Below are 21,323 nucleotides of genomic sequence, written 5' to 3'. Positions count from 1 at the left end.
GGACCGCCGAGACCACTGTGTCTGCACAGGTGTCACGGCGGTCCGCCGGTGCCTCGGCAGGTCGGTTCTAGCCGAAGAGCACCTGAGCCTCGTCCCAGCGGTGCAGCGGCACCGATTTGAGGCTGTGCACGGCCGAGGACATCTCGACGGAGACGATGTCCGTGCCTTTGAGACTCGCCATCTTCCCCCAATGACCGTGCTGGGCGAGGTCGACGGCAGCCATGCCCAGCCGGGTGGACAGCACACGGTCGTACGCGGTGGGGGACCCGCCTCGCTGCAGGTGTCCGAGGATGGTGGCCCGGGATTCGATCCCGGTGATCTCTTCGATCTTCGGTGCGAGGTAGTTCGCGATGCCGCCGAGGCGGACGCGGCCCTGGTTGTCGACGCCGTGGTCTGCGACCTGGGAGTCGAAGCCTTCGGGAACGAATCCTTCGGCGACGACGACGATCGGGGCGCGACCGCGTTCCCTGGCCGAGGTCACCCAGTCGGCGATCTGGTCGAAGGAGACGGGGAATTCGGGCATGAGGATCGCATGGGCGCCGGCGGCCATGCCGGCGTGCAGAGCGATCCACCCGACGTTGCGGCCCATGACCTCGATGACCATGCAGCGGTGGTGGGATTCGGCTGTGGTGCGCAGACGGTCGATCGCTTCGGTGGCGATGGACTGGGCGGTGTCGAAGCCGAAGGTGTAGTCGGTGTTGCCGAGGTCGTTGTCGATGGTCTTGGGCACGCCGACGATGTGCAGACCCTCCTCGTTGACCAGTCTGGAAGCGCCGGCGAGGGTGCCTTCGCCGCCGATGGCGATCAGCGAATCGATGCCGTGGGCGGCCATGACCTCGCGCATGCGTTCGGGACCGCCGTCCTCATAGGGGTGGGTGCGGGAGGTGCCGAGGATGGTGCCGCCGCGACCGGAGAGGCCCCGCACATCGAGCATGGTCATATCGAACATGTCGTCGTGGAGCAGACCCCGCCAGCCATCGCGGATGCCGACGAACGAGGCGTTGTGAGTGCGGATTCCCTTGCGGACGATTCCGCGGATGACAGCGTTGAGGCCCGGGCAGTCTCCGCCCGACGTGAGTACACCGATCTTCATTCCAGTTGACCCTGATCCTTTGCTCGGTAGCCTTTTGCCAGCCGGACGTCATGTCCGGCCATGAGTGAGAAACCTCTGAGGACGACGGTGCCGTTCGAACCATCGCCCTGGGCAGAACGCCGGATCTCGTTCCCGGCCATGATGTTGATCGTCTCGTCACGGATGTGCACGCCCGGCGGAACGTAGATGCTGTTGCCGGCCCACATCGCATAGGCGTTGAGCACGATCGTCACCTCGGGGCCCATGACATCGCAGAGGTCGATGTCGTCTCCGCCCATGAGGGAGTAGCTCGTGACTTCGGCCGTGCCGGGCCGGACATCGATCTGGCGTCCGGACATGATGGCCACGGAGCTCATCGGCGGGGCCGACCCCGGATCCGCGGCAGGACTGAGCTCTGCGGCACCGCGGCGCTGCAGCTGCGCACCGGGAGCGGCCGGACCGCTTCCCTGACCGGTCTGCCGGGCGAATCTGCGGTGGAGTGCCGCACCTTCGGGAAGATCGTCGAGGAGGGGCAGCAGTTCGTCGATGAACTTCGCGGAGATGGCAGCGTCCTGACGCTGCGCGGTCTCCTCGGGGTCGAGGCGTCCGTTCGTCACCGCCTCGGTGATGACGGAGAGAACCTCGTCACGGTCCTTGTCGGAGGCACGGATCCGGCGCTGTGGGGCAGGGGAGTCATCATCGGCCATGGCCCCCAGTGTAGCGGGATTCACCTGCACAGACCGGGCGGCCCGTTGAGGAGGTCGGACAGGACGGTCCGGTGGGTCGCTATGTCCACAGCCGGGCCACAGGTGCGACCGATGCTGGGCCTAAGCGGGGACGCGAATGTGGAGTCCATGAGATACGAGAGCAGCGCCGGGAACCAGCCCGCAGCGCCCCCATGGCCCCCGTCCCTCCGGCCGACCACGACCGTCGACCTCGTCGTTCCGGTGTATGACGAGGAGGCGACTCTGGCCTCCTCGATCGAGACCCTCCTCGCCGCCGACACCGGCCCCGGAATCGAGGTCACGATCATCATCGCCGACAATGCGAGCACCGATTCGACCCCGCGCATCGCCGCAGCTCTTGCGGCCGTACGCCCGAACGTCGAATACGTGCGGCTCGAGCAGACGGGGCGCGGCCGCGCACTGTCCCGGGTGTGGCAGTCCTCGACTGCGGACATCGTGGCCTATACGGATGTCGACCTCGCCACGGACATCAGAGTCCTCGAACCGATGGTCGAGGTGATCCGCTCCGGGCTGGCCGATGTGGCCATCGCCTCTCGTCTGCATCCCGGTCTCGAGATCGAACGCGGAATCAGACGCGAGATCATCTCTCGCTGTTACAACCGACTGCTCAAGCTCAGCCTCGGCGTCGGCTTCAGCGATGCCCAATGCGGGTTCAAGGCGATGTCAGCGCGTGCGGCACGGGAGCTGCTGCCGCTCGTGGAGGACACCGAGTGGTTCTTCGACACGGAGCTGCTCGCTCGTGCCGAATGGTCCGGGTACCGCATCCACGAGTTCGGCACCGACTGGATCGACGATCCCGATTCCTCCGTCGACGTCATCAGCACGGCGTGGAAGGACTTCAAAGGCATCGTCCGCCTGCGCAAGGAGGACCGGTCCCGGGCCTCGGCCGAGCCGCCGGCACCGAACACGGGTGCTCAGATCCTCCACTTCATCGACGTCGGAATCATCAGCACCGTCATCTACGCGACGATCTTCCTCTTCGGCTCCCAGGTCGTCTCCGCCATCACGGCGAACATCATCGCCCTGCTCCTGTCGACGGTGGCCAATACGGCGCTCAACCGCTGCCACACCTTCGGAGTGCGCTCACCGCACCGTCGGGCGACCTCCCAGCTGAAGGGTCTGGCGGCCTTCGGACTGTGTCTGGCCTTCACCACTGCAGGGCTGGAGGTGGCCGATGGGTTCACCGGTGCGTGGGCGGACCTCGGCACACTCGCCGTGCTCACCGTGGCGAACCTCGCCGCCACCGTGGTCCGCTTCGTGCTCATGCGCACCTGGGTGTTCGCGCGGGGAACCCGTCTGAGCGTGTCGCCCGCTGACAGGCCGGCGGTGACGTCCAGATCCGGGCGCCTCGCGGAGGCAGGGTCCGACCATGACTGAGACCCGCACGTCACCGACCCCCGAGCGATCCCACACGACCGGATTCCGACGCAGCTGGTATCCGGCGGCACTGACCGTCCTCACCCTCGGCACCATCGCTGCCTACCTCGTCAACCTCAGCGAGAACGGGTGGGCGAACTCCTTCTACGCGGCGGCCGTCCAGGCCGGCTCGGAGAACTGGGAGGCCTTCCTCTTCGGCTCCCTCGACTCGGCGAACGCGATCACCGTCGACAAACCCCCGGCAGCTCTGTGGCTGATGGCGCTGAGCGCCCGCGTCTTCGGATTCTCATCGTTCTCGATGCTGCTGCCGCAGGTTCTTCTGGCCGGAGTCAGCGTGCTGCTCATCGTCCACTCGACGAGGTTGGGCCTGCGCTCCCGCGTCGGTACCGGAGTTGAGAGAGCAGCGGCGCTGGGTGCCGGTGCGATCTTCGCGGTCTCCCCGGTCGTGGCGCTCATGTTCCGGTTCAACAACCCGGACGCTCTGCTCGTGACCCTGATGATCGGCGCGGTCGTCGCGACCCAGCGCGCCCTGCGAGCGGTGAACGCTCGCCCCAGAGAGAACCCGACCGGGGACGGCCGCTCGGGCACCGCGCGCAGCGTGACACTGTGGCTGATCCTCGCCGGGATCTGCCTCGGTCTGGGGTTCCTCACCAAGCAGTTCCAAGTCTTTCTCATCGTCCCCGGAATCGCTCTCGCCTGGGTGCTCTTCGCCCGGGCATCGTGGCCGCGACGTCTGCTGTGGCTGCTCATTCCCATCGCGTCGACGGTGCTCAGCGCCGGCTGGTGGATCGCGCTCGTCGAACTCACCCCCGCGGACTCCCGCCCCTATGTCGGAGGTTCGCAGACGAACTCGTTCCTCGAACTCACTTTCGGCTACAACGGGTTCGGTCGGCTGACCGGCAATGAGACCGGGTCCGTCGGCGGCGGTGGCGGCGGCTGGGGCGAGACGGGGCTGACGCGCCTGTTCACGGGCAGCTTCGGCCAGCAGGTGTCGTGGTTCCTGCCCACCGCGCTCTTCCTCCTCGGCGTCACCGCGGTTCTTCTGGTCCTCGCCGAGGCGGCCCGCCGCAGAGTCACCCCCGCCGTCACCGACGGCGATGGTTCGGACACGACCGACAGGGGCAGCCTCGGTGCCGCCGTGCTCATCTGGGGCGGCTGGCTCATCATCACAGGGCTCGTCCTGTCGATGATGAATGGAATCGTCCACGAGTACTACACGGTCGCTCTCATCCCCGCGATCGCCGTCGTCATCGGCCTCGGTGTCGGGGTGCTGCTCGACCGGCCCGGCATCGTCTCGCGACTGCTGCTCGCGGTGGCCTGGGCGCTGACCGGAGCGTGGCAGTTCATCATCAGTTCGTCGATGACCGGTCTCCCGGGAATCCTGCGGTGGAGCGTGCTCATCGTCTCAGTGCTCGGTGCGCTGGTGCTCATCGCCACTTCCCAGAGGCGGATCGGTGCGGCAGTCGCCTCGGCGCTCGTCGCGGTCGCCATCATCGGCAACGCAGCGATTCCCGCACAGCTGAGCGTGCGCACGATCGCCGGGACGACTCAAGGATCGATCGTGACGATCGCAGGCACCGGCTCCGGAATGGGCGGCCGCCCTGGCGGTGGAGGGATGCCGCGCGGCGGCGGTCCCGACGACGGCGCCGGTGTCCCCGGCGGAGGGGCCGATCTCCCCGACGGCAGTGCCGAGCGTGCCGGAATCCCCGGCGGCGGTGGAGGCATGGGCGGTCTGCTCAACGGCTCGGAACCGTCGGATGAGCTCACCCAGCGCCTCGATGAGGATGCTTCGGACTACACGTGGGTCGCAGCCACCACGGGAGCCAACCGGGCCGCCGGCTATCAGCTCGGCCTCGAAGAGCCGGTGATGGCGATCGGCGGCTTCAACGGCACCGACCCGTCACCGACCCTCGAACAGTTCAAACAGCTCGTGGCCGAGGACCGGATCCACTACTACATCGGGTCGAGCTCCGGGGGTGGTCAGGGGCCCGGAGGAGCGGACTCCGGCTCCTCCTCGGCGCAGATCGCAGCCTGGGTGGAAGCGAACTTCGAATCCACGACTCTCGACTCCGCGACGCTCTACGACCTCAGTGCAGGTTGAGAGGGATAATCGTTCTATGACTCCGACAGAGAACTCGCCGGCACGCATCCTCATCGTCGATGACGAAGCGAACCTCGCTGAGCTCCTCGTCATGGCCTGCCGAGTCCGCGGGTGGGACGCCGAGGCGGTCGGCGCGGGCCGTGAGGCGGTGGCCGTGGCCCGAAGCGAGCACTTCGACGCGATCGTCCTCGATGTCATGCTGCCCGACCTCGACGGTTTCGCAGTCATCGAAAAGATCAGGGGCGAGGGCATCGACACTCCGGTGGTCTTCCTCTCCGCTCGGGACGAGGTCGATGACCGGCTCACGGGCCTGCGCCTCGGCGGGGACGACTATGTGACGAAGCCGTTCAACCTCGACGAGGTCATCGCGCGGATCGAGGCCCGTCTGCGGCGCAGCGTGCCGGCGGGGCCGGACGACGACGAGGATGTGCTGCGAGTCGGCGACCTCGAACTCGACGAACGTTCGCATGAAGTCACTCGTGCCGGCCGGCAGATCGAGCTCACGGCTCGCGAATTCGAGGTCCTGCTGCTGTTCATGCGCAACCCGCGGGCGGTCCTGTCGAAGGCGCAGATCCTCGACCGGGTCTGGGACTACGACTTCGGCGGCAACGGAAATATCGTCGAGCTCTACGTGTCCTACCTGCGGAAGAAGATCGACGCACCGTTCCCGGACCTGCCGAACCTCTTCCACACGAAGCGCGGGGCCGGCTACATCCTGCGGGCGGAGCAGTGAAGCTGCGACGGTGGCGGCTGCAGACGAGGCTCATCCTCCTCGCCGGACTCGTGCTGCTGCTCGTCGGCACCGGAATCGGCGCCGCCTCGTGGCTGAGCGTGCGCACCTCTCTGATGTCCGACCTCGACGCGCAGCTGACCTCGATGACTTCGCACGCGCGGACCGGCGGTCCCGGTGCCGGTCCCGGCGCGGGACCGGGCACCGAATCATCGTCGGCGGTCGATTCGGCTCTGCGATTCCTCTTCCAGCCGGGAGTCGGTGATGGTGCACTCGCCGTCGTCGACTCCGGCAGCGGGGGAGAGGGGCTCATCGCCGAGGCGGGGCTGACCCGTCCCCGGTCTCTGTCCTCGGACGCGATCGAAGCCCTCCTGGCCGTCGAACCCGGCATCAGCGAGACCAGCCACGAATCCGTGCGCGTGCCCGGGTTCGGCGCCTACCGGGTCGTGGTCTTCGAAGACGACGGAGCGAGGACCGTCTATGGGGTTCCGCAGGGCAGCGTCGACGCCGCGTTGGACCGCACCGCCTGGACGACCGCGGTCGTCGTCCTCATCGGAGTCCTCATCACCGCCGGTCTCATGGCCGTGATCATCCACCGCCAGCTGCGCGACCTCAGGGACGTCGCCCGCACTGCCCGCGACGTCACGGACCTTGAGCTCAGTGCCGGCAGACCCGAGCTCGCGCTGCGGGTACCGGCGGAACTCGCCGTTCCCGGGACCGAGGTCGGCGAGGTCGGAGCCGCGGTCAATCGGATGCTCGACCACGTCGGGACCGCTCTCGACGAGCGCTACCGGGGCACGGAGCAGATGCGCCGCTTCGTCGCCGATGCCTCCCATGAGCTGCGCACTCCGATCGCGACGATCCGCGGGTGGGCCGACCTCACCCGACCGTACCGTGAGGATCTGCCCACCGAGGTGACCACTTCCTTGGCGAAGATCGATTCCGGTGCGATGCGGATGTCCACCTTGGTCGATGACCTGCTGCTCCTGGCCCGCCTGGAGGCCGGCAGGCAGCCGGTGAAGGAGGACACGGTCGATGTGTCGGCGGTGCTGGTCGAACTCGTCGAAGATGCCCATGTGGTCAATCCCGACCATTCGCTGATCCTCGATGTGCCGCCGGAGGCTCTCGAGGTGTGTGGTGCTCTCGACCTTGTGCGGCGTGTCGTGTCGATCGTGCTGACGAACGCCTGCGTGCACACTCCTCCGGGAACGCGGGTGACTGTCGAAGCCGCGACCGTGCGGAAGCCGGTGGCGGGGCAGATCCCCGGTGATGTCGTGGCCATTCGCATCAGCGACGACGGCCCCGGCATCCCGCCGGAGATCCGGGAGACGGTCTTCGACCGGTTCGTCCGCGGAGACCCGTCACGGTCGCGTCAGCCAGGAGCCGAGGGCGGGTCATCGGGTCTGGGCCTGGCGATCGCCTCGGGCCTCGTCGAGCTCATGCACGGCAGCATCACCATGTCGAGCTCGGACGACGGCACGGTCTTCGAAATGCGGCTTCCCGCGGCCTGAACGGATGGGCTCTGCGCCCATCAGACTGATGATCGGCAGGGTGCTGAGAAGCCACAGGCTGGCCACAGCGTCGGCTGGGATGGGCTACAGCGGCGGGGCCGACAGTGGACTCACTGTCAACCAGAGGAGATTCCATGACCGAGAACCACCACCCCAACCAGGGCCCCGGCACCGACCACAACCAGATCCCGAGCCAGCACCCGACTGACGGTCCCGATCAGGGACTGGGCCGGCCTCTTGAGCAGAATCCGGTGCAGCCGATATCCGGCTCGCCGACCACGGGCACGGCCGAACCGAAGCGCCGTGTACCGCTCGTCCCCGCGATACTCGCAGGCTCCGCGCTGTTCATCGTCGGCGGACTGGCCGGAGGTGCGGTCGGGGCATCGGCCGTCATAGTTGCGGACAGCTCCGGAACGAGCCAGGGGCCGGGAGGACAGAACGGTCCGGGAGGAATGGGCGGGCAGACCGGGGACGGCTCCCAGCCCGGCGGACAATCCGACGATGGTCAGCCCGGCGGACAATCCGACGGCGGGGGAGTGCCGGGAGGACAGCCGAACGGAGGAGCGCCGAACGGTCAGTCGAACGGCGTGCCCGGTGTCCGGAACGGGACCTCCTCGGCCGGGGCGATCGGGAATGCAGGCGTCACCCATTTCGACCAGATCTTCACCGGATTCGCCGTTCTGGGCAGAGAGGACTGAACGACTCCGGATATGACGATGCCCCCACCGATTCCGGTGGGGGCATCGTTCGCGATCATCCGAGTGCCGCCTCGGCGGGGGAGCGCCGAAGAGTCACCTCACCGAGGGGATCAGTCGAATCAGCGCTTGAGATCGTAGCGATCGGCCTCGATGAGCTTGGTCCAGACCTTGACGAAATCGGCAACGAACTTCTCATTCGCGTCATCGGATCCGTAGACCTCGGCGACGGCGCGCAGTTCGGAGTTCGCACCGAAGAGCAGGTCGACGCGGCTGCCGGTCCACAGCTTCTCTCCGGCAGGTGAGAAGCATTCGTACTCTTCGGCGGTCTCGGAGTCGCCGACCGGCTTCCACGCGTTGCCGAGTTCGAGGAGGTTGACGAAGAAGTCGTTCGTCAGCTCGCCCGGACGATCGGTGAAGACACCGAGCTCGGAGTCTCCGTAGTTGACGCCGAGGACGCGCAGTCCGCCGATGAGCACGGTCAGCTCCGGCGGGGTCAGCCCGAGCAGGCTGGCCTTGTCGAGCAGCAGGTACTCGGCCTTGAGCGGAAGTCCTTCGGTGAGGTAGTTGCGGAAGCCGTCATGAGTCGGCTCGAGGAAGCCGAAGGAATGCACATCGGTCTGTTCCTGAGTGGCGTCCCCACGACCGGTGGACACCGGCACGGTGACCTCATGTCCAGCGACCTTCGCCGCGGTTTCGACTCCGACGGCACCAGCAATGGCCAGCACATCGGCGAATGAGGCACCGGTCGACTCGGCGATGCCTTCGAGGACAGGAAGCACCTGCGCCAGCTCGGCCGGTTCATTGACGTCCCAGCTGCGCTGCGGCTCGAGGCGGAGACGTCCGCCGTTGATGCCGCCGCGCATATCCGAGACACGGTGGGAGGAGGCAGCGGCCCATGTGGTCGAGACCAGCTGGGACACGGTCAGACCCGAATCGCGAACAGCAGCCTTCACGGCGGCGAGTCCGGCTTCGTCGAGCGGAGTGCCCGCAGGAACCGGGTCCTGCCAGATGAGCTCCTCGGTGGGTGCCTCGGGCCCGAGGTAACGCGTGGCCGGTCCCATATCACGGTGGGTGAGCTTGAACCAGGCGCGAGCGAAGGCATCCTCGAAGGCCTTCTGGTCGTCCTTGAAACGACGCGAGATCTCTCCGTAGATCGGGTCGAAGCGCAGCGCCAGATCGGTCGTGAGCATGCGGGGTTCACGACGTCCCGCGCCCTGGGCCATCGGCACCATATCGTCGCCGCCGCCGTCGATGGGACGCCACTGCAGGTGACCGCCCTCATTCTCGAAGACCTCCCACTCGTAGGCGAAGAGGATGTGGAAGAACTCGTTGTCCCAGCGCGTGGGGTGGTAGGTCCAGGTGACCTCGATGCCGCTGCCGACTGTGTGGTTGCCCTGACCGGATTCGAAGTCGCTGCGCCAACCCAGACCCTGCTCTTCGAGGGGAGCTGCCTCGGGATCGGCGCTCTTGTGCGACTCGGGAGCCGCACCATGTGTCTTGCCGAAGGTGTGGCCGCCGGCGATGAGAGCGACGGTCTCCTCATCGTTCATCGCCATCCGGGCGAAGGTCTCACGGATCTCGACCGCCGACTTCAGCGGGTCGGGTTCGCCCTCGGGACCTTCGGGGTTGACGTAGATGAGGCCCATGGTGGTCGCGGCCAGCGGCTTCTGCAGCTCACCGTTGCCGACATAGCGCTTGTCGGTGCCCAGCCATTCGCTCTCCGAACCCCAGTACACGTCGTTGTCGGGCTCCCACACGTCGACGCGACCGCCGGCGAAGCCGAAGGGCTTGAAGCCCATCTGCTCGAGAGCGACGTTGCCGGCGAGGATGAACAGGTCGGCCCAGGAGATCTTCTTCCCGTACTTCTTCTTCACCGGCCACAGCAGGCGACGCGCCTTGTCCAGCAGGACATTGTCGGGCCACGAGTTCAGGGGAGCGAAGCGCTGCTGGCCCTCTCCGCCTCCGCCGCGCCCGTCCTGGACGCGGTAGGTGCCCGCCGAGTGCCAGGCCATGCGGATCATGAAGGGGCCGTAGTTGCCGAAGTCAGCAGACCACCACTCCTGGTTCTCCTTCTGCAGCGCTTCGATGTCGGCCTTGAGCGCGAAGTAGTCGAGGCTGTTGAACTCCGCGTCGTAATCGAAATCCGGATCCATGGGGTCGCGTGCCGGCTGGCCCTTGGCGAGGATCTTGAGGTTGAGGCGGTTGGGCCACCACTGAGCGTTGGCATCACCCTGGACGGGGTTGACCAGCTGGTCGGAATCCGCCTCCGTCGCCGGCTCCGTGGAAGTGTGGGCGACCGGGCAGCCGCCGGTGGTCGTCTGGGTCATTGTGTTCCTTTCACAGTCGAGCCGCGGTCGACGACTCGGATGACGGGATGGGCCACCCTCGCTAAAAGGGCATAGTCGTGTCCTCGGGAGAAGACGGGTGGTGGTGAACGGAAGCCGGGAATCACACGGCCGAGGGCTGACTGCCGCCGGTCGTCTGCGCACCGACAGGCGCACAGTCGGGGCACAGACCCCAGAACGTCACTTCAGCCTGTTCGATGACGAAGCCGGCATCGTGAGACGGGGTCAGGCACGGGGCCTGCCCGATCGTGCAGTCGACATCGACGATGAGATTGCACGATCGGCACACCAGATGATGATGGTTGTCACCGATCCGACGCTCGTACCGAGCCACCGAGCCCGAAGGCTGGATGCAGCGGACGAGTCCCACCTCGGTGAGCGTGTGGAGCGAATCATAGACGGCCTGGTGGGAGACCGCCGGCAGCGATTCGCGGACGGAGCCGATGACAGTCTCGGTGTCCGCGTGCGGATGGTCCCGCACGGCATCGAGCACTGCGACCCGTTGTTTCGTCACGCGCAGCGACGTCTGCCGCAGAGCCGCGGCAGCGTCTTCGTCGTGTTCATGCTTCGTCCCGTTCACAGCACCAGAATGCCTGCTTCTTTTGAATCAGTCAAGGAAAGCCTCGGCGCATCCTCGCCGAGGCGGCCGACCGGCACTCACGGAAGCGCTGCTGACACGCGAGTGCAGTTCGCAGGCGGTCGTGGAGAGCGCCGCCGTTCCGTGATTTCCGAGGGAAAGGGCGTGCCGCGTGATTTCGGCAGCGCGGCGAGGTAGCGATCGACGATCGCCATTTTGACCAGACGCGCTCGGGAGAGATATTCTGGTAGGCGACTGATTGTGTTATCTGCGTCGTCGATTGATCCTGCCGGGTGTTCTGTGAGGCCCGGAATCCCTGAGAGAAGTCGTCGCTGCAGGCCGCCGAGAAGTCGTCACTGCGCTTCCGTGTCCTTGCGACACACCCGGGCGCAGGGGCCGACGACTCGCGTGGTTACTGGCATCGGGAGCCGAGCTTCACCCGGTGTCCGGTCGGATATGTCCCACGGTTCATAGAGGCGACTGCGGTCGTGGCCGAAATTGGGAATTAGGTCTATCGAGAAGCAAATGGAGAACGCTTAGTGCCGACTATCCAACAGCTCGTCCGCAAGGGACGGCATGTCAATACAGCAGGATCGGACGCTCCTGCCCTCAAGGGCAGCCCGCAGCGTCGTGGAGTGTGCACCCGTGTGTACACCACTACCCCCAAGAAGCCGAACTCGGCTCTTCGCAAGGTCGCTCGTGTCAAGCTTTCGAGCCAGATCGAGGTGACCGCCTACATCCCGGGCGAGGGACACAACCTGCAGGAGCACTCGATCGTGCTCGTGCGCGGTGGCCGCGTCAAGGATCTGCCCGGTGTTCGCTACCGGATCGTCCGCGGTTCGCTCGACACCCAGGGCGTCAAGGGTCGCCAGCAGGCCCGCAGCAAGTACGGTGCGAAGAGGGAGAAGAAGTAATGCCACGCAAAGGTCCTGCACCCAAGCGACCGATCGTCGTTGACCCGGTCTTCAGCTCACCGCTCGTCACGCAGCTGATCAACAAGATCCTGCTCGACGGCAAGCGCTCGACCGCAGAGCGGATCGTCTACGGTGCCCTCGAAGGCACTCGCGAGAAGAACGGCAACGATCCCGTTGTCAACCTGAAGAAGGCTCTCGACAACATCCGTCCGTCCCTCGAGGTCCGCTCCCGCCGTGTCGGCGGCGCGACCTACCAGGTGCCGATCGATGTTCGTCCGGCTCGTTCGACCACCCTGGCTCTGCGGTGGCTCGTGGGATACTCCCGCCAGCGTCGTGAGAAGACCATGACCGAACGACTCATGAATGAGATCCTCGATGCCGGCAACGGCCTCGGTGCAGCAGTCAAGCGCCGCGAGGACACTCACAAGATGGCCGAGTCCAACAAGGCCTTCGCCCACTACCGCTGGTAATCGTCTGTCCTGTGCTCTGGTCGGCGGACCTCGTGCGCGAGTTCTGTCGGCCGGCAGCCCAGGGGAGTCGAGCAAATCATCGATTGAGAGAGAGACACCGTGGCACTTGACGTGCTCAGCGACCTGAACAAGGTCCGTAATATCGGCATCATGGCCCACATCGATGCCGGTAAGACAACGACGACCGAACGCATCCTCTTCTACACCGGCGTCAACTACAAGATGGGCGAGACCCACGACGGCGCCGGCACCATGGACTGGATGGACCAGGAGAAGGAGCGCGGCATCACGATTACGTCCGCCGCGACGACCTGCTACTGGGACGACAACCAGATCAACATCATCGACACGCCCGGTCACGTTGACTTCACGGTCGAGGTCGAGCGCTCTCTGCGCGTCCTCGACGGTGCCGTTGCTGTGTTCGACGGCAAGGAGGGCGTTGAGCCCCAGTCCGAGACCGTGTGGCGCCAGGCCGACAAGTACGACGTTCCGCGTGTCTGCTTCGTCAACAAGATGGACAAGCTCGGTGCTGACTTCTACTTCACCGTCGACACCATCAAGGAGCGCCTCGGCGCGAAGCCGCTGGTCATCCAGCTGCCGATCGGTGCCGAGAGTGAATTCGCCGGTGTCGTCGACCTGCTTGAGATGAAGGCCTACGTCTGGCCCGACGAGTCCAAGATGGGTCAGGACATGACCGAGGTCGAGATCCCTGATGATCTCAAGGAGAAGGCTGTTCAGTACCGTGCGCAGCTCGTCGAGGACGTCGCCGAGAGCTCGGAAGAGCTCATGGAGAAGTACCTCGAGGGCGAAGAGCTCACGACCGCTGACGTCAAGGCCGGTATCCGTGAACTCGTCATCAAGTCCGAGGCCTTCCCGGTCATGTGCGGTTCCGCGTACAAGAACAAGGGCGTGCAGCCCATGCTCAACGCGGTCATCGACTACCTTCCTTCGCCGCTCGACGTGCCGCCGATGATCGGCCACAACCCGAGCAACGACGAAGAGGAACTGACCCGCAAGCCTTCGACGGACGAGCCCTTCTCGGCTCTGGCCTTCAAGGTCGCCTCCCACCCGTTCTTCGGATCGCTGACCTACGTGCGCGTCTACTCCGGTCACGTGAAGTCCGGTGAGCAGGTGCTCAACACGTCCTCAGGCAAGAAGGAACGCGTCGGCAAGCTCTTCCAGATGCACTCCAACAAGGAGAACCCCGTCGAAGAGGCTTTCGCCGGCCACATCTACGCCTTCATCGGTCTCAAGGAGACCACGACGGGCGATACTCTCAGCGACCCGGCGAACCCGATCGCTCTCGAATCGATGACCTTCCCGGAGCCTGTGATCTCCGTGGCCATCGAGCCGAAGACCAAGAGCGACCAGGAGAAGCTGTCCTCGGCCATCCAGAAGTTCGTCAAGGAAGACCCGACCTACCAGGTCGAGCTTGACGAGGAGACCGGCCAGACCGTCATCCGCGGAATGGGCGAGCTCCACCTCGACATCCTCGTCGACCGCATGCGTCGCGAGTTCAAGGTCGAGGCGAACGTCGGCAAGCCGCAGGTCGCCTACCGTGAGACCATCCGTCGCACTGTCGAGAAGTACGATTACACCCACAAGAAGCAGACGGGTGGATCGGGACAGTTCGCGAAGGTCCAGGTCACCTTCGAACCTCTCGAGGTCGAAGGCGATACGATCTACGAGTTCGAGAATGCCATCACGGGCGGACGCGTTCCGCGCGAGTACATTCCGAGCGTCGACGCCGGCATCCAGGACGCCATGCAGCTCGGTGCCCTGGCCGGTTACCCGATGGTCGGTGTCAAGGCCACCCTGGTCGATGGCGCCTACCACGATGTCGACTCTTCGGAGATGGCATTCAAGATCGCCGGTTCGATGGTCTTCAAGGAGGCCGTCCAGCGGGCGAACCCGGTTCTGCTCGAACCGGTCATGGACGTCGAGGTGCGTACCCCTGAGGAATACATGGGTGACGTCATCGGCGACCTGAATTCCCGGCGTGGACAGATTCAGTCGATGGACGATGCTTCCGGTGTGAAGGTCGTCAAGGCTGTGGTCCCGCTCTCGGAGATGTTCGGCTACATCGGTGATCTGCGGTCGAAGACCCAGGGCCGTGCGGTGTACTCGATGACTTTCTCCAGCTATGCGGAGGTCCCGAAGGCTGTTGCCGAGGAGATCATCCAGAAGGTGCGCGGCGGAGAGTAATCTCCGAATTCCGGTCGCCCCGGTGATCAAGAACATGATCACCGGAATGAAAGATAACCAACAAAAGGTCTAAGATATGAACCGCATATCTTTTGACAACCACGAGGAGGAACCCAGTGGCAAAGGCTAGTTTCGAACGGACTAAGCCGCACGTCAACATCGGCACCATCGGCCACGTTGACCACGGAAAGACCACCCTGACCGCTGCGATCACCAAGGTCCTGGCGGATCAGTACCCTGATCTCAACGAGGCGCGCGCCTTCGACCAGGTCGACAACGCACCTGAGGAGAAGGAGCGCGGCATCACCATCAACGTCTCGCACGTTGAGTACCAGACGGAGAAGCGTCACTACGCTCACGTCGATGCCCCGGGCCACGCCGACTACGTGAAGAACATGATCACCGGTGCCGCTCAGATGGACGGTGCGATCCTCGTCGTTGCCGCCACCGACGGCCCGATGCCCCAGACCCGTGAGCACGTGCTGCTCGCGCGTCAGGTCGGCGTTCCCTACATCGTGTGCGCGCTGAACAAGTCCGACATGGTCGATGACGAAGAGCTCCTCGAGCTCGTCGAATTCGAGGTTCGCGACCTGCTCTCGAGCCAGGACTTCGACGGCGACAACGCTCCGGTCATCGCGGTCTCCGCTCTCAAGGCGCTGGAAGGCGACGAGAAGTGGGTCAAGAGCGTCCAGGATCTCATGGCTGCTGTCGATGAGAACGTTCCGGAGCCCGAGCGCGACGTCGACAAGCCGTTCCTCATGCCCGTCGAGGACGTCTTCACGATCACCGGTCGTGGAACCGTCGTCACCGGTCGTGTCGAGCGCGGCGTCCTCCTGCCGAACGACGAAATCGAAATCGTCGGCATCAAGGAGAAGTCGTCCAAGACGACCGTCACCGCCATCGAGATGTTCCGCAAGACCCTGCCGGATGCCCGTGCAGGTGAGAACGTCGGTCTGCTCCTGCGCGGCACCAAGCGCGAGGACGTGGAGCGCGGTCAGGTCATCGTGAAGCCGGGTTCGATCACCCCGCACACCAAGTTCGAAGCCCAGGTCTACATCCTGAGCAAGGACGAGGGCGGACGTCACAACCCGTTCTACTCGAACTACCGTCCGCAGTTCTACTTCCGGACCACGGACGTCACCGGCGTCATCACGCTGCCTGAGGGCACCGAGATGGTCATGCCCGGCGACAACACCGACATGTCGGTCGAGCTCATCCAGCCGATCGCCATGGAGGACGGCCTCCGCTTCGCTATCCGCGAGGGTGGACGCACCGTCGGCGCAGGTCGAGTCACCAAGATCAACGCCTGATCTGACTCGCTGAGCACCACCAGGCAGGGGCCGCAGTTCTTCGGAACTGCGGCCCCTGCCGCATGTCCGAGCGGGGTACGCGTCGGCGTCCGGCCGGATGCAGGTGGGGGGAGCTGGGGCACCAGGTGCGTGACCCGCATCCGGCGCGCCCGGATCGTGAGAGTTCCCTCACAGGCACCGTTCCCGGAATTGCGCGGGTTCAGTGCACTATGACAAGATGGTGAAGTTGCGTTTTGGGCGTTGACCCCTGCACTGCGGTAGTGATACCGCGAACAGCCCGAAACACTATCGGATCGATGAATCTGCATCATGCGGGTTCGGACCGAGCAGCCAATGAGTAGAAGCGCCGTCGGTGCTTGGGGGAGAAGTGAGAACTTCTCCGTCAGGAACAGCCGACACGCCCGACCTCGGGGGTCGGTCATGGTCAGCCGGCGCAGACGGCAGAGAGTCCGAGACGCTCTGCGAGTTGATGGCCGGAAGTTACTGAAGAAAGAGACGACGCCATGGCGGGACAGAAGATCCGCATTCGGCTCAAGTCGTACGACCACGCTGTGATTGACAGTGCCGCACGCAAGATCGTGGACACCGTCACTCGCGCAGGTGCGACTGTAGTGGGCCCCGTGCCGTTGCCAACGGAGAAGAACGTGTACTGCGTCATCCGTTCGCCGCACAAGTACAAGGACAGCCGTGAGCATTTCGAAATGCGCACGCACAAGCGTCTGATCGACATCGTCGACCCGACGCCGAAGGCAGTCGACTCGCTGATGCGTCTCGACCTCGCTGACGACGTCAACATCGAGATCAAGCTCTAAGGGAGGCAGCAATGGCGAACACTCGTTCATCCGCTCTCCCGACCACCCGCAAGGTCAAGGGCCTTCTGGGAACCAAGCTGGGCATGACCCAGGTCTGGGATGAGCAGAACAACCTCGTGCCGGTGACCGTTGTGGCCACCGGAAACAACGTCGTAACTCAGGTCCGCAACGAGGAAACCGATGGTTACCCCGCTGTGCAGATCGCGTTCGGCGAGATCGATCCTCGCAAGGTCAACAAGCCGACTGCAGGCCACTTCGAGAAGGCCGGTGTGACCCCGCGCCGTCACCTCGTCGAACTGCGCACTGCTGATGCTGCTGACTACGAGCTCGGCCAGGAACTCGGCGTCGACGCCTTCGAGGCCGGACTCAAGGTCGATGTGACCGCGAAGACCAAGGGCAAGGGAACCGCCGGTGTCATGAAGCGTCACGGCTTCGCCGGTGTCGGTGCCTCCCACGGTCAGCACCGCAACCACCGCAAGCCAGGTTCGATCGGCGGAGCCGCGACACCTGGTCGCGTGTTCAAGGGTATGCGCATGGCCGGCCGTATGGGCGCTGTCAAGCACACCACCCAGAACCTCACGATCCACGCCGTGGACAACGAGAACAACTTCCTGCTCATCAAGGGTGCCGTTCCCGGCCCCAAGGGTGGAGTCGTCCTCGTTCGCTCGGCCGTGAAGGAGGCCTGAACGTAATGACTGATGTCAAGACAGTCGACGTCATCGACGCCGCTGGTGCCAAGACCGGCTCCGTTGATCTGCCCGCCGAGGTCTTCGGCGTGCCGACCAACGTGTCCCTGATCCACCAGGTCGTCGTTGCACAGCTGGCTGCGGCCCGTCAGGGTACGCACAAGACGAAGACCCGCTCCGAGGTTCGCGGCGGCGGTCGCAAGCCCTACCGTCAGAAGGGAACCGGCAACGCCCGTCAGGGTTCGATCCGCGCTCCTCAGTACAACGGCGGCGGTATCGTGCACGGACCGGTCCCGCGCGACTACTCGCAGCGGACCCCCAAGAAGATGAAGGCGGCCGCTCTGCGCGGAGCCCTGTCTGATCGTGCACGCCTCGATCAGGTCTTCGTGATGAAGAACCTGGTCACCGGCGACGCCCCGTCGACCAAGCAGGCGAAGGCCGCACTGGCCGGCCTGTCCGAGCGCAAGAACACTCTCGTGGTGCTCGAGCGTGACGACGAGCTCACCTACCTGAGCGTGCGCAACCTGCCCCACGTTCACGTGCTCACCTCCGATCAGCTCAACACCTATGATGTGCTGCTCGCCGATGACATCGTGTTCACCGAGGCAGCTCTTGCCGCGTTCCTGAGCGGAAACCGCAAATCGGAGGACGCATCATGAGTCTGAACTTCAAGGACCCGCGCGACATCATCGTCGCACCGGTCGTCTCGGAGAAGACCTACAGCCTGATGGACGAGGGCAAGTACACCTTCCTCGTCGACCAGGGCTCGAACAAAACCGAGATCAAGCAAGCCATTGAAACGATCTTCGATGTGCAGGTCGCCAAGGTCAACACCCTGAACCGTCAGGGCAAGCGCCGCCGCACCCGCACCGGTTGGGGAAAGCGCAAGGACACCAAGCGTGCCATTGTCGCTCTCAAGGACGGATCGATCGACATCTTCGGTGGATCGCTCTAAGCGATCCTTCGTCAAAGAAGGACAAGACTCATGGGAATCCGTAAGCACAAGCCGACGACCCCGGGCCGCCGTGGCTCGTCGGTCGCCGACTTCGTCGAAGTGACCCGGTCTACACCGGAGAAGTCGCTTCTGCGCCCGCTGCCCAAGCGCGGCGGCCGCAACAGCCAGGGACGCGTGACCACCCGCCACCAGGTCAATACCGTGTCATCGACTTCCGCCGCCATGACAAAGATGGCGTTCCGGCGAAGGTCGCACACATCGAATATGACCCGAACCGTACGGCTCGCATCGCTCTGCTGCACTATGCAGACGGAGAGAAGCGCTACATCATCGCCCCGCAGAACCTCAAGCAGGGTGCACACGTGGAAGCCGGTCCGGGTGCAGACATCAAGCCGGGCAACAACCTTGCCCTGCGCAACATCCCGGTGGGTACCGTGGTGCACGCAGTTGAGATGCGTCCCGGCGGCGGTGCCAAAATCGCTCGTTCTGCAGGCTCGTCCGTGCAGCTCGTGGCGAAGTACGGCCGTTTCGCACAGCTGCGGATGCCTTCGGGCGAAATCCGCAACGTCGATGCGCGCTGCCGTGCGACGATCGGCGAGGTCGGCAACGCCGAGCAGTCGAACATCAGCTGGGGCAAAGCAGGCCGTATGCGTTGGAAGGGCAAGCGCCCAGGCGTCCGCGGTGTCGTGATGAACCCGATCGACCACCCGCATGGTGGTGGCGAGGGCCGTACTTCGGGTGGTCGTCACCCAGTCAGCCCGTGGGGTCAGTTGGAGGGCCGCACACGCCGGCCGAACAAGGAGAGCGACAAGTACATCGTGCGCCGTCGCCGGACCGGCAAGAAGCGCTGATTGGAGTACTGACTTATGCCTCGTAGCCTCAAAAAGGGTCCTTTCGTCGACGAACACCTCTTCCAGAAGGTGGCTCGTCAGAACGAGAAGAACACCAAAAATGTCATCAAAACATGGTCTCGTCGCTCGATGATCGTCCCGGACTTCCTGGGACACACCATCGCAGTACATGACGGACGCAAGCATGTCCCCGTCTTCATCACTGAGTCGATGGTCGGACACAAGCTCGGCGAGTTCGCACCGACACGGACGTTCCGTGGCCACGAAAAGGACGATCGCAAGGGGCGCCGCCGCTGAGGCGGGGCACTCTTTCGATCCTAGAGAAGAGAGAAGGAAGCGATGGAAGCCAAGGCTAAGGCGCGGTACCTGCGCGTTACGCCTCGCAAGGCTCGGCGCGTCATCGACCTCATTCGTGGTCAGCAGGCGACCGAAGCACTTGCAGTGTTGAAGTTTGCAGAACAGTCGGCATCAGATCCGATTTACAAGCTCGTGGCCTCCGGCATCGCCAATGCGCGTGTCCGGGCCGACGAGGAAGGCGTTGCGTTCGATGAGAACGAACTGGTCATCTCCGAAGCCTTCGTGGATGAGGGGCCGACCATGAAGCGGTTCCGTCCGCGTGCCCAGGGTCGCGCTTTTCGCATCGAGAAGCGCACCAGCCATGTGACAGTGGTCCTGGCCAGCGGTGACGACCTGCCTCAGCGCAAGAGCCGGAAGGGGAACCGTTAATGGGCCAGAAGATCAATCCGAACGGATTCCGACTCGGAATCACCACGGATCACAAGTCAAAGTGGTTCGCTGACTCGACCAAGCCGGGGCAGCGCTACAAGGACTACGTGCTCGAAGATGTCAAGATCCGCCAGATGATGAATACCGGCCTCGAACGGGCCGGCATCTCGAAGGTCAACATCGAGCGCACGCGTGACCGTGTCCGCGTCGACATCCACACCGCACGCCCGGGCATCGTCATCGGTCGTCGCGGAGCCGAAGCAGACCGCATCCGCGGTCAGCTCGAAAAGCTCACCGGCAAGCAGATTCAGCTCAACATCCTTGAGGTGAAGAACCCCGAGGTCGACGCACAGCTCGTCGCCCAGGGAGTTGCCGAGCAGCTCGCCAGCCGTGTGGCCTTCCGCCGTGCGATGCGCAAGGCCATCCAGAGCGCCCAGCGCGCAGGTGCCAAGGGCATCCGTGTGCAGTGCTCGGGCCGCCTCGGCGGAGCTGAGATGAGCCGGTCCGAGTTCTACCGCGAAGGTCGTGTGCCGCTGCACACCCTGCGCGCGAACATCGACTTCGGCGTTCACGAAGCCCACACCACTTTCGGACGCATCGGCGTCAAGGTGTGGATCTACAAGGGCGACATGACCGACAAGGAGCTTGCCGCCGAGCAGGCCAAGGCTCCTGCTGCTCGTGGCCCGCGTGGCCGTGGGCGCGGTCGTGGAGGCCGCGGACGTGGTCAGGAAGGCGCACCGCGCCGAGGCGACCAGGCCCGTAATACTGAGAACAGTGCTGAAGCCTCCGCGGCTGAGGCCGGATCGGAGGGCTGAGATATGCTGATCCCTCGTCGAGTGAAATTCCGCAAGCAGCACCACCCCAACCGGGGCGGCGCCGCCAAGGGAGGCACGACGGTGTCCTTCGGTGACTACGGCATCCAGGCTCTCGAGCCGGCTTATGTCACCAACCGTCAGATCGAGGCCGCACGTATTGCCATGACCCGCTACATCAAGCGCGGCGGCAAGGTGTGGATCAACATCTACCCTGATCACCCACTGACGAAGAAGCCTGCCGAAACCCGCATGGGTTCCGGTAAGGGTTCGCCGGAGTGGTGGATCGCCAATGTCAAACCCGGTCGAGTCATGTTCGAACTCGGCGGTGTGTCCGAGGAAGTTGCTCGCGAGGCCCTGCGCCTGGCGATCCACAAGCTTCCGCTGAAGGCCCGTATCGTGGCCCGCGAAGGTGGTGAGTGAGA

21 protein-coding genes and 1 pseudogene are annotated in these 21,323 nt (G+C 64.7%); 18 read left to right on the top strand and 4 right to left on the bottom strand.

Annotation, left to right across the window (positions count from 1 at the left end; translation table 11 throughout):
* Positions 1-67: 67 nt before the first annotated feature.
* Together GUY37_RS12875 and GUY37_RS12870 are read right to left on the bottom strand one after the other, a co-directional pair.
* Positions 68-1,093, bottom strand: a complete 1,026-nt coding sequence (locus GUY37_RS12875) for an ATP-dependent 6-phosphofructokinase (RefSeq protein ID WP_152348440.1) — start codon at positions 1,091-1,093, stop codon at positions 68-70.
* A complete protein-coding gene (locus GUY37_RS12870; RefSeq protein WP_152348439.1) occupies positions 1,090-1,779 on the bottom strand; it encodes a DUF1707 SHOCT-like domain-containing protein in 690 nt (229 codons plus the stop codon). The genes GUY37_RS12875 and GUY37_RS12870 overlap by 4 nt, the downstream gene beginning before the upstream one ends.
* A 147-nt stretch (positions 1,780-1,926) precedes the next feature.
* Here GUY37_RS12870 and GUY37_RS12865 point away from each other — a divergent pair, with 147 nt between their 5' ends.
* The 5 genes from GUY37_RS12865 to GUY37_RS12845 all read left to right on the top strand — a co-directional run bounded on the left by GUY37_RS12865 (position 1,927) and on the right by GUY37_RS12845 (position 8,235).
* Positions 1,927-3,195 (top strand): glycosyltransferase, encoded by a 1,269-nt coding sequence (locus tag GUY37_RS12865; RefSeq protein WP_166826296.1) that lies wholly within the window; start codon positions 1,927-1,929, stop codon positions 3,193-3,195.
* A complete protein-coding gene (locus tag GUY37_RS12860; protein WP_166826293.1) occupies positions 3,188-5,296 on the top strand; it encodes an ArnT family glycosyltransferase in 2,109 nt (702 codons plus the stop codon). The genes GUY37_RS12865 and GUY37_RS12860 overlap by 8 nt, the downstream gene beginning before the upstream one ends.
* 16 nt (positions 5,297-5,312) lie before the next feature.
* Positions 5,313-6,029 carry a response regulator transcription factor gene (locus GUY37_RS12855; protein ID WP_166826275.1) on the top strand — a complete coding sequence of 239 codons (717 nt, stop codon included), beginning with the start codon at positions 5,313-5,315 and terminating at the stop codon, positions 6,027-6,029.
* Complete coding sequence (locus tag GUY37_RS12850) at positions 6,026-7,537, top strand: sensor histidine kinase (RefSeq protein ID WP_166826272.1); 1,512 nt, start codon at positions 6,026-6,028, stop codon at positions 7,535-7,537. Before GUY37_RS12855 ends, GUY37_RS12850 begins: the two co-directional genes overlap by 4 nt.
* 134 nt (positions 7,538-7,671) lie before the next feature.
* On the top strand, positions 7,672-8,235 hold the full coding sequence (locus tag GUY37_RS12845) for a hypothetical protein (RefSeq protein ID WP_166820679.1): 564 nt from the start codon (positions 7,672-7,674) through the stop codon (positions 8,233-8,235).
* A gap of 119 nt (positions 8,236-8,354) precedes the next feature.
* Here GUY37_RS12845 and katG read toward each other — a convergent pair whose 3' ends face one another.
* Positions 8,355-10,562: a catalase/peroxidase HPI gene (katG, locus tag GUY37_RS12840; RefSeq protein WP_166826270.1), complete on the bottom strand. Its 2,208-nt coding sequence runs from the start codon at positions 10,560-10,562 to the stop codon at positions 8,355-8,357.
* A 121-nt stretch (positions 10,563-10,683) separates the two neighbouring features.
* On the bottom strand, positions 10,684-11,160 hold the full coding sequence (locus GUY37_RS12835; protein ID WP_166826267.1) for a Fur family transcriptional regulator: 477 nt from the start codon (positions 11,158-11,160) through the stop codon (positions 10,684-10,686).
* A gap of 536 nt (positions 11,161-11,696) precedes the next feature.
* Between GUY37_RS12835 and rpsL the strand changes: the two genes are divergently transcribed.
* The 13 genes and pseudogenes from rpsL to rplP all read left to right on the top strand — a co-directional run bounded on the left by rpsL (position 11,697) and on the right by rplP (position 21,321).
* Positions 11,697-12,071 carry a 30S ribosomal protein S12 gene (gene rpsL / locus GUY37_RS12830; protein ID WP_025777935.1) on the top strand — a complete coding sequence of 125 codons (375 nt, stop codon included), beginning with the start codon at positions 11,697-11,699 and terminating at the stop codon, positions 12,069-12,071.
* A complete protein-coding gene (gene rpsG / locus GUY37_RS12825) occupies positions 12,071-12,541 on the top strand; it encodes a 30S ribosomal protein S7 (RefSeq protein WP_039206341.1) in 471 nt (156 codons plus the stop codon). The genes rpsL and rpsG overlap by 1 nt, the downstream gene beginning before the upstream one ends.
* Positions 12,542-12,640: 99 nt before the next feature.
* Positions 12,641-14,746, top strand: a complete 2,106-nt coding sequence (gene fusA, locus GUY37_RS12820) for an elongation factor G (RefSeq protein WP_166826265.1) — start codon at positions 12,641-12,643, stop codon at positions 14,744-14,746.
* Positions 14,747-14,862: 116 nt separating this feature from the next.
* On the top strand, positions 14,863-16,056 hold the full coding sequence (gene tuf / locus GUY37_RS12815; protein ID WP_152348430.1) for an elongation factor Tu: 1,194 nt from the start codon (positions 14,863-14,865) through the stop codon (positions 16,054-16,056).
* Between the two features lie 503 nt (positions 16,057-16,559).
* On the top strand, positions 16,560-16,868 hold the full coding sequence (rpsJ, locus tag GUY37_RS12810; RefSeq protein ID WP_009379191.1) for a 30S ribosomal protein S10: 309 nt from the start codon (positions 16,560-16,562) through the stop codon (positions 16,866-16,868).
* Positions 16,869-16,879: 11 nt separating this feature from the next.
* On the top strand, positions 16,880-17,554 hold the full coding sequence (rplC, locus tag GUY37_RS12805) for a 50S ribosomal protein L3 (protein WP_152348429.1): 675 nt from the start codon (positions 16,880-16,882) through the stop codon (positions 17,552-17,554).
* Positions 17,555-17,559: 5 nt separating this feature from the next.
* Positions 17,560-18,213, top strand: a complete 654-nt coding sequence (gene rplD / locus GUY37_RS12800; RefSeq protein WP_166826262.1) for a 50S ribosomal protein L4 — start codon at positions 17,560-17,562, stop codon at positions 18,211-18,213.
* Positions 18,210-18,509 (top strand): 50S ribosomal protein L23, encoded by a 300-nt coding sequence (gene rplW, locus GUY37_RS12795; protein ID WP_166826260.1) that lies wholly within the window; start codon positions 18,210-18,212, stop codon positions 18,507-18,509. Before rplD ends, rplW begins: the two co-directional genes overlap by 4 nt.
* A 30-nt stretch (positions 18,510-18,539) precedes the next feature.
* Positions 18,540-19,360 (top strand): annotated as a pseudogene (rplB, locus tag GUY37_RS12790) (50S ribosomal protein L2).
* Positions 19,361-19,375: 15 nt separating this feature from the next.
* Entirely contained in the window at positions 19,376-19,657 is a 282-nt protein-coding gene (rpsS, locus tag GUY37_RS12785; protein ID WP_039206333.1) for a 30S ribosomal protein S19, read from the top strand.
* A gap of 42 nt (positions 19,658-19,699) precedes the next feature.
* Positions 19,700-20,086 (top strand): 50S ribosomal protein L22, encoded by a 387-nt coding sequence (gene rplV / locus GUY37_RS12780; RefSeq protein ID WP_025777926.1) that lies wholly within the window; start codon positions 19,700-19,702, stop codon positions 20,084-20,086.
* Positions 20,086-20,901: a 30S ribosomal protein S3 gene (gene rpsC / locus GUY37_RS12775; protein WP_166826257.1), complete on the top strand. Its 816-nt coding sequence runs from the start codon at positions 20,086-20,088 to the stop codon at positions 20,899-20,901. The genes rplV and rpsC overlap by 1 nt, the downstream gene beginning before the upstream one ends.
* A 3-nt stretch (positions 20,902-20,904) precedes the next feature.
* Complete coding sequence (gene rplP / locus GUY37_RS12770) at positions 20,905-21,321, top strand: 50S ribosomal protein L16 (protein ID WP_025777924.1); 417 nt, start codon at positions 20,905-20,907, stop codon at positions 21,319-21,321.
* Positions 21,322-21,323 lie beyond the last annotated feature (2 nt).

This window comes from Brevibacterium limosum, from assembly GCF_011617705.1.
In the GTDB taxonomy this organism is placed as follows: domain Bacteria; phylum Actinomycetota; class Actinomycetes; order Actinomycetales; family Brevibacteriaceae; genus Brevibacterium; species Brevibacterium limosum.
Note: the sequence above shows the minus strand (reverse complement) of the source record. Positions and strands in the feature narration are given on the sequence as shown.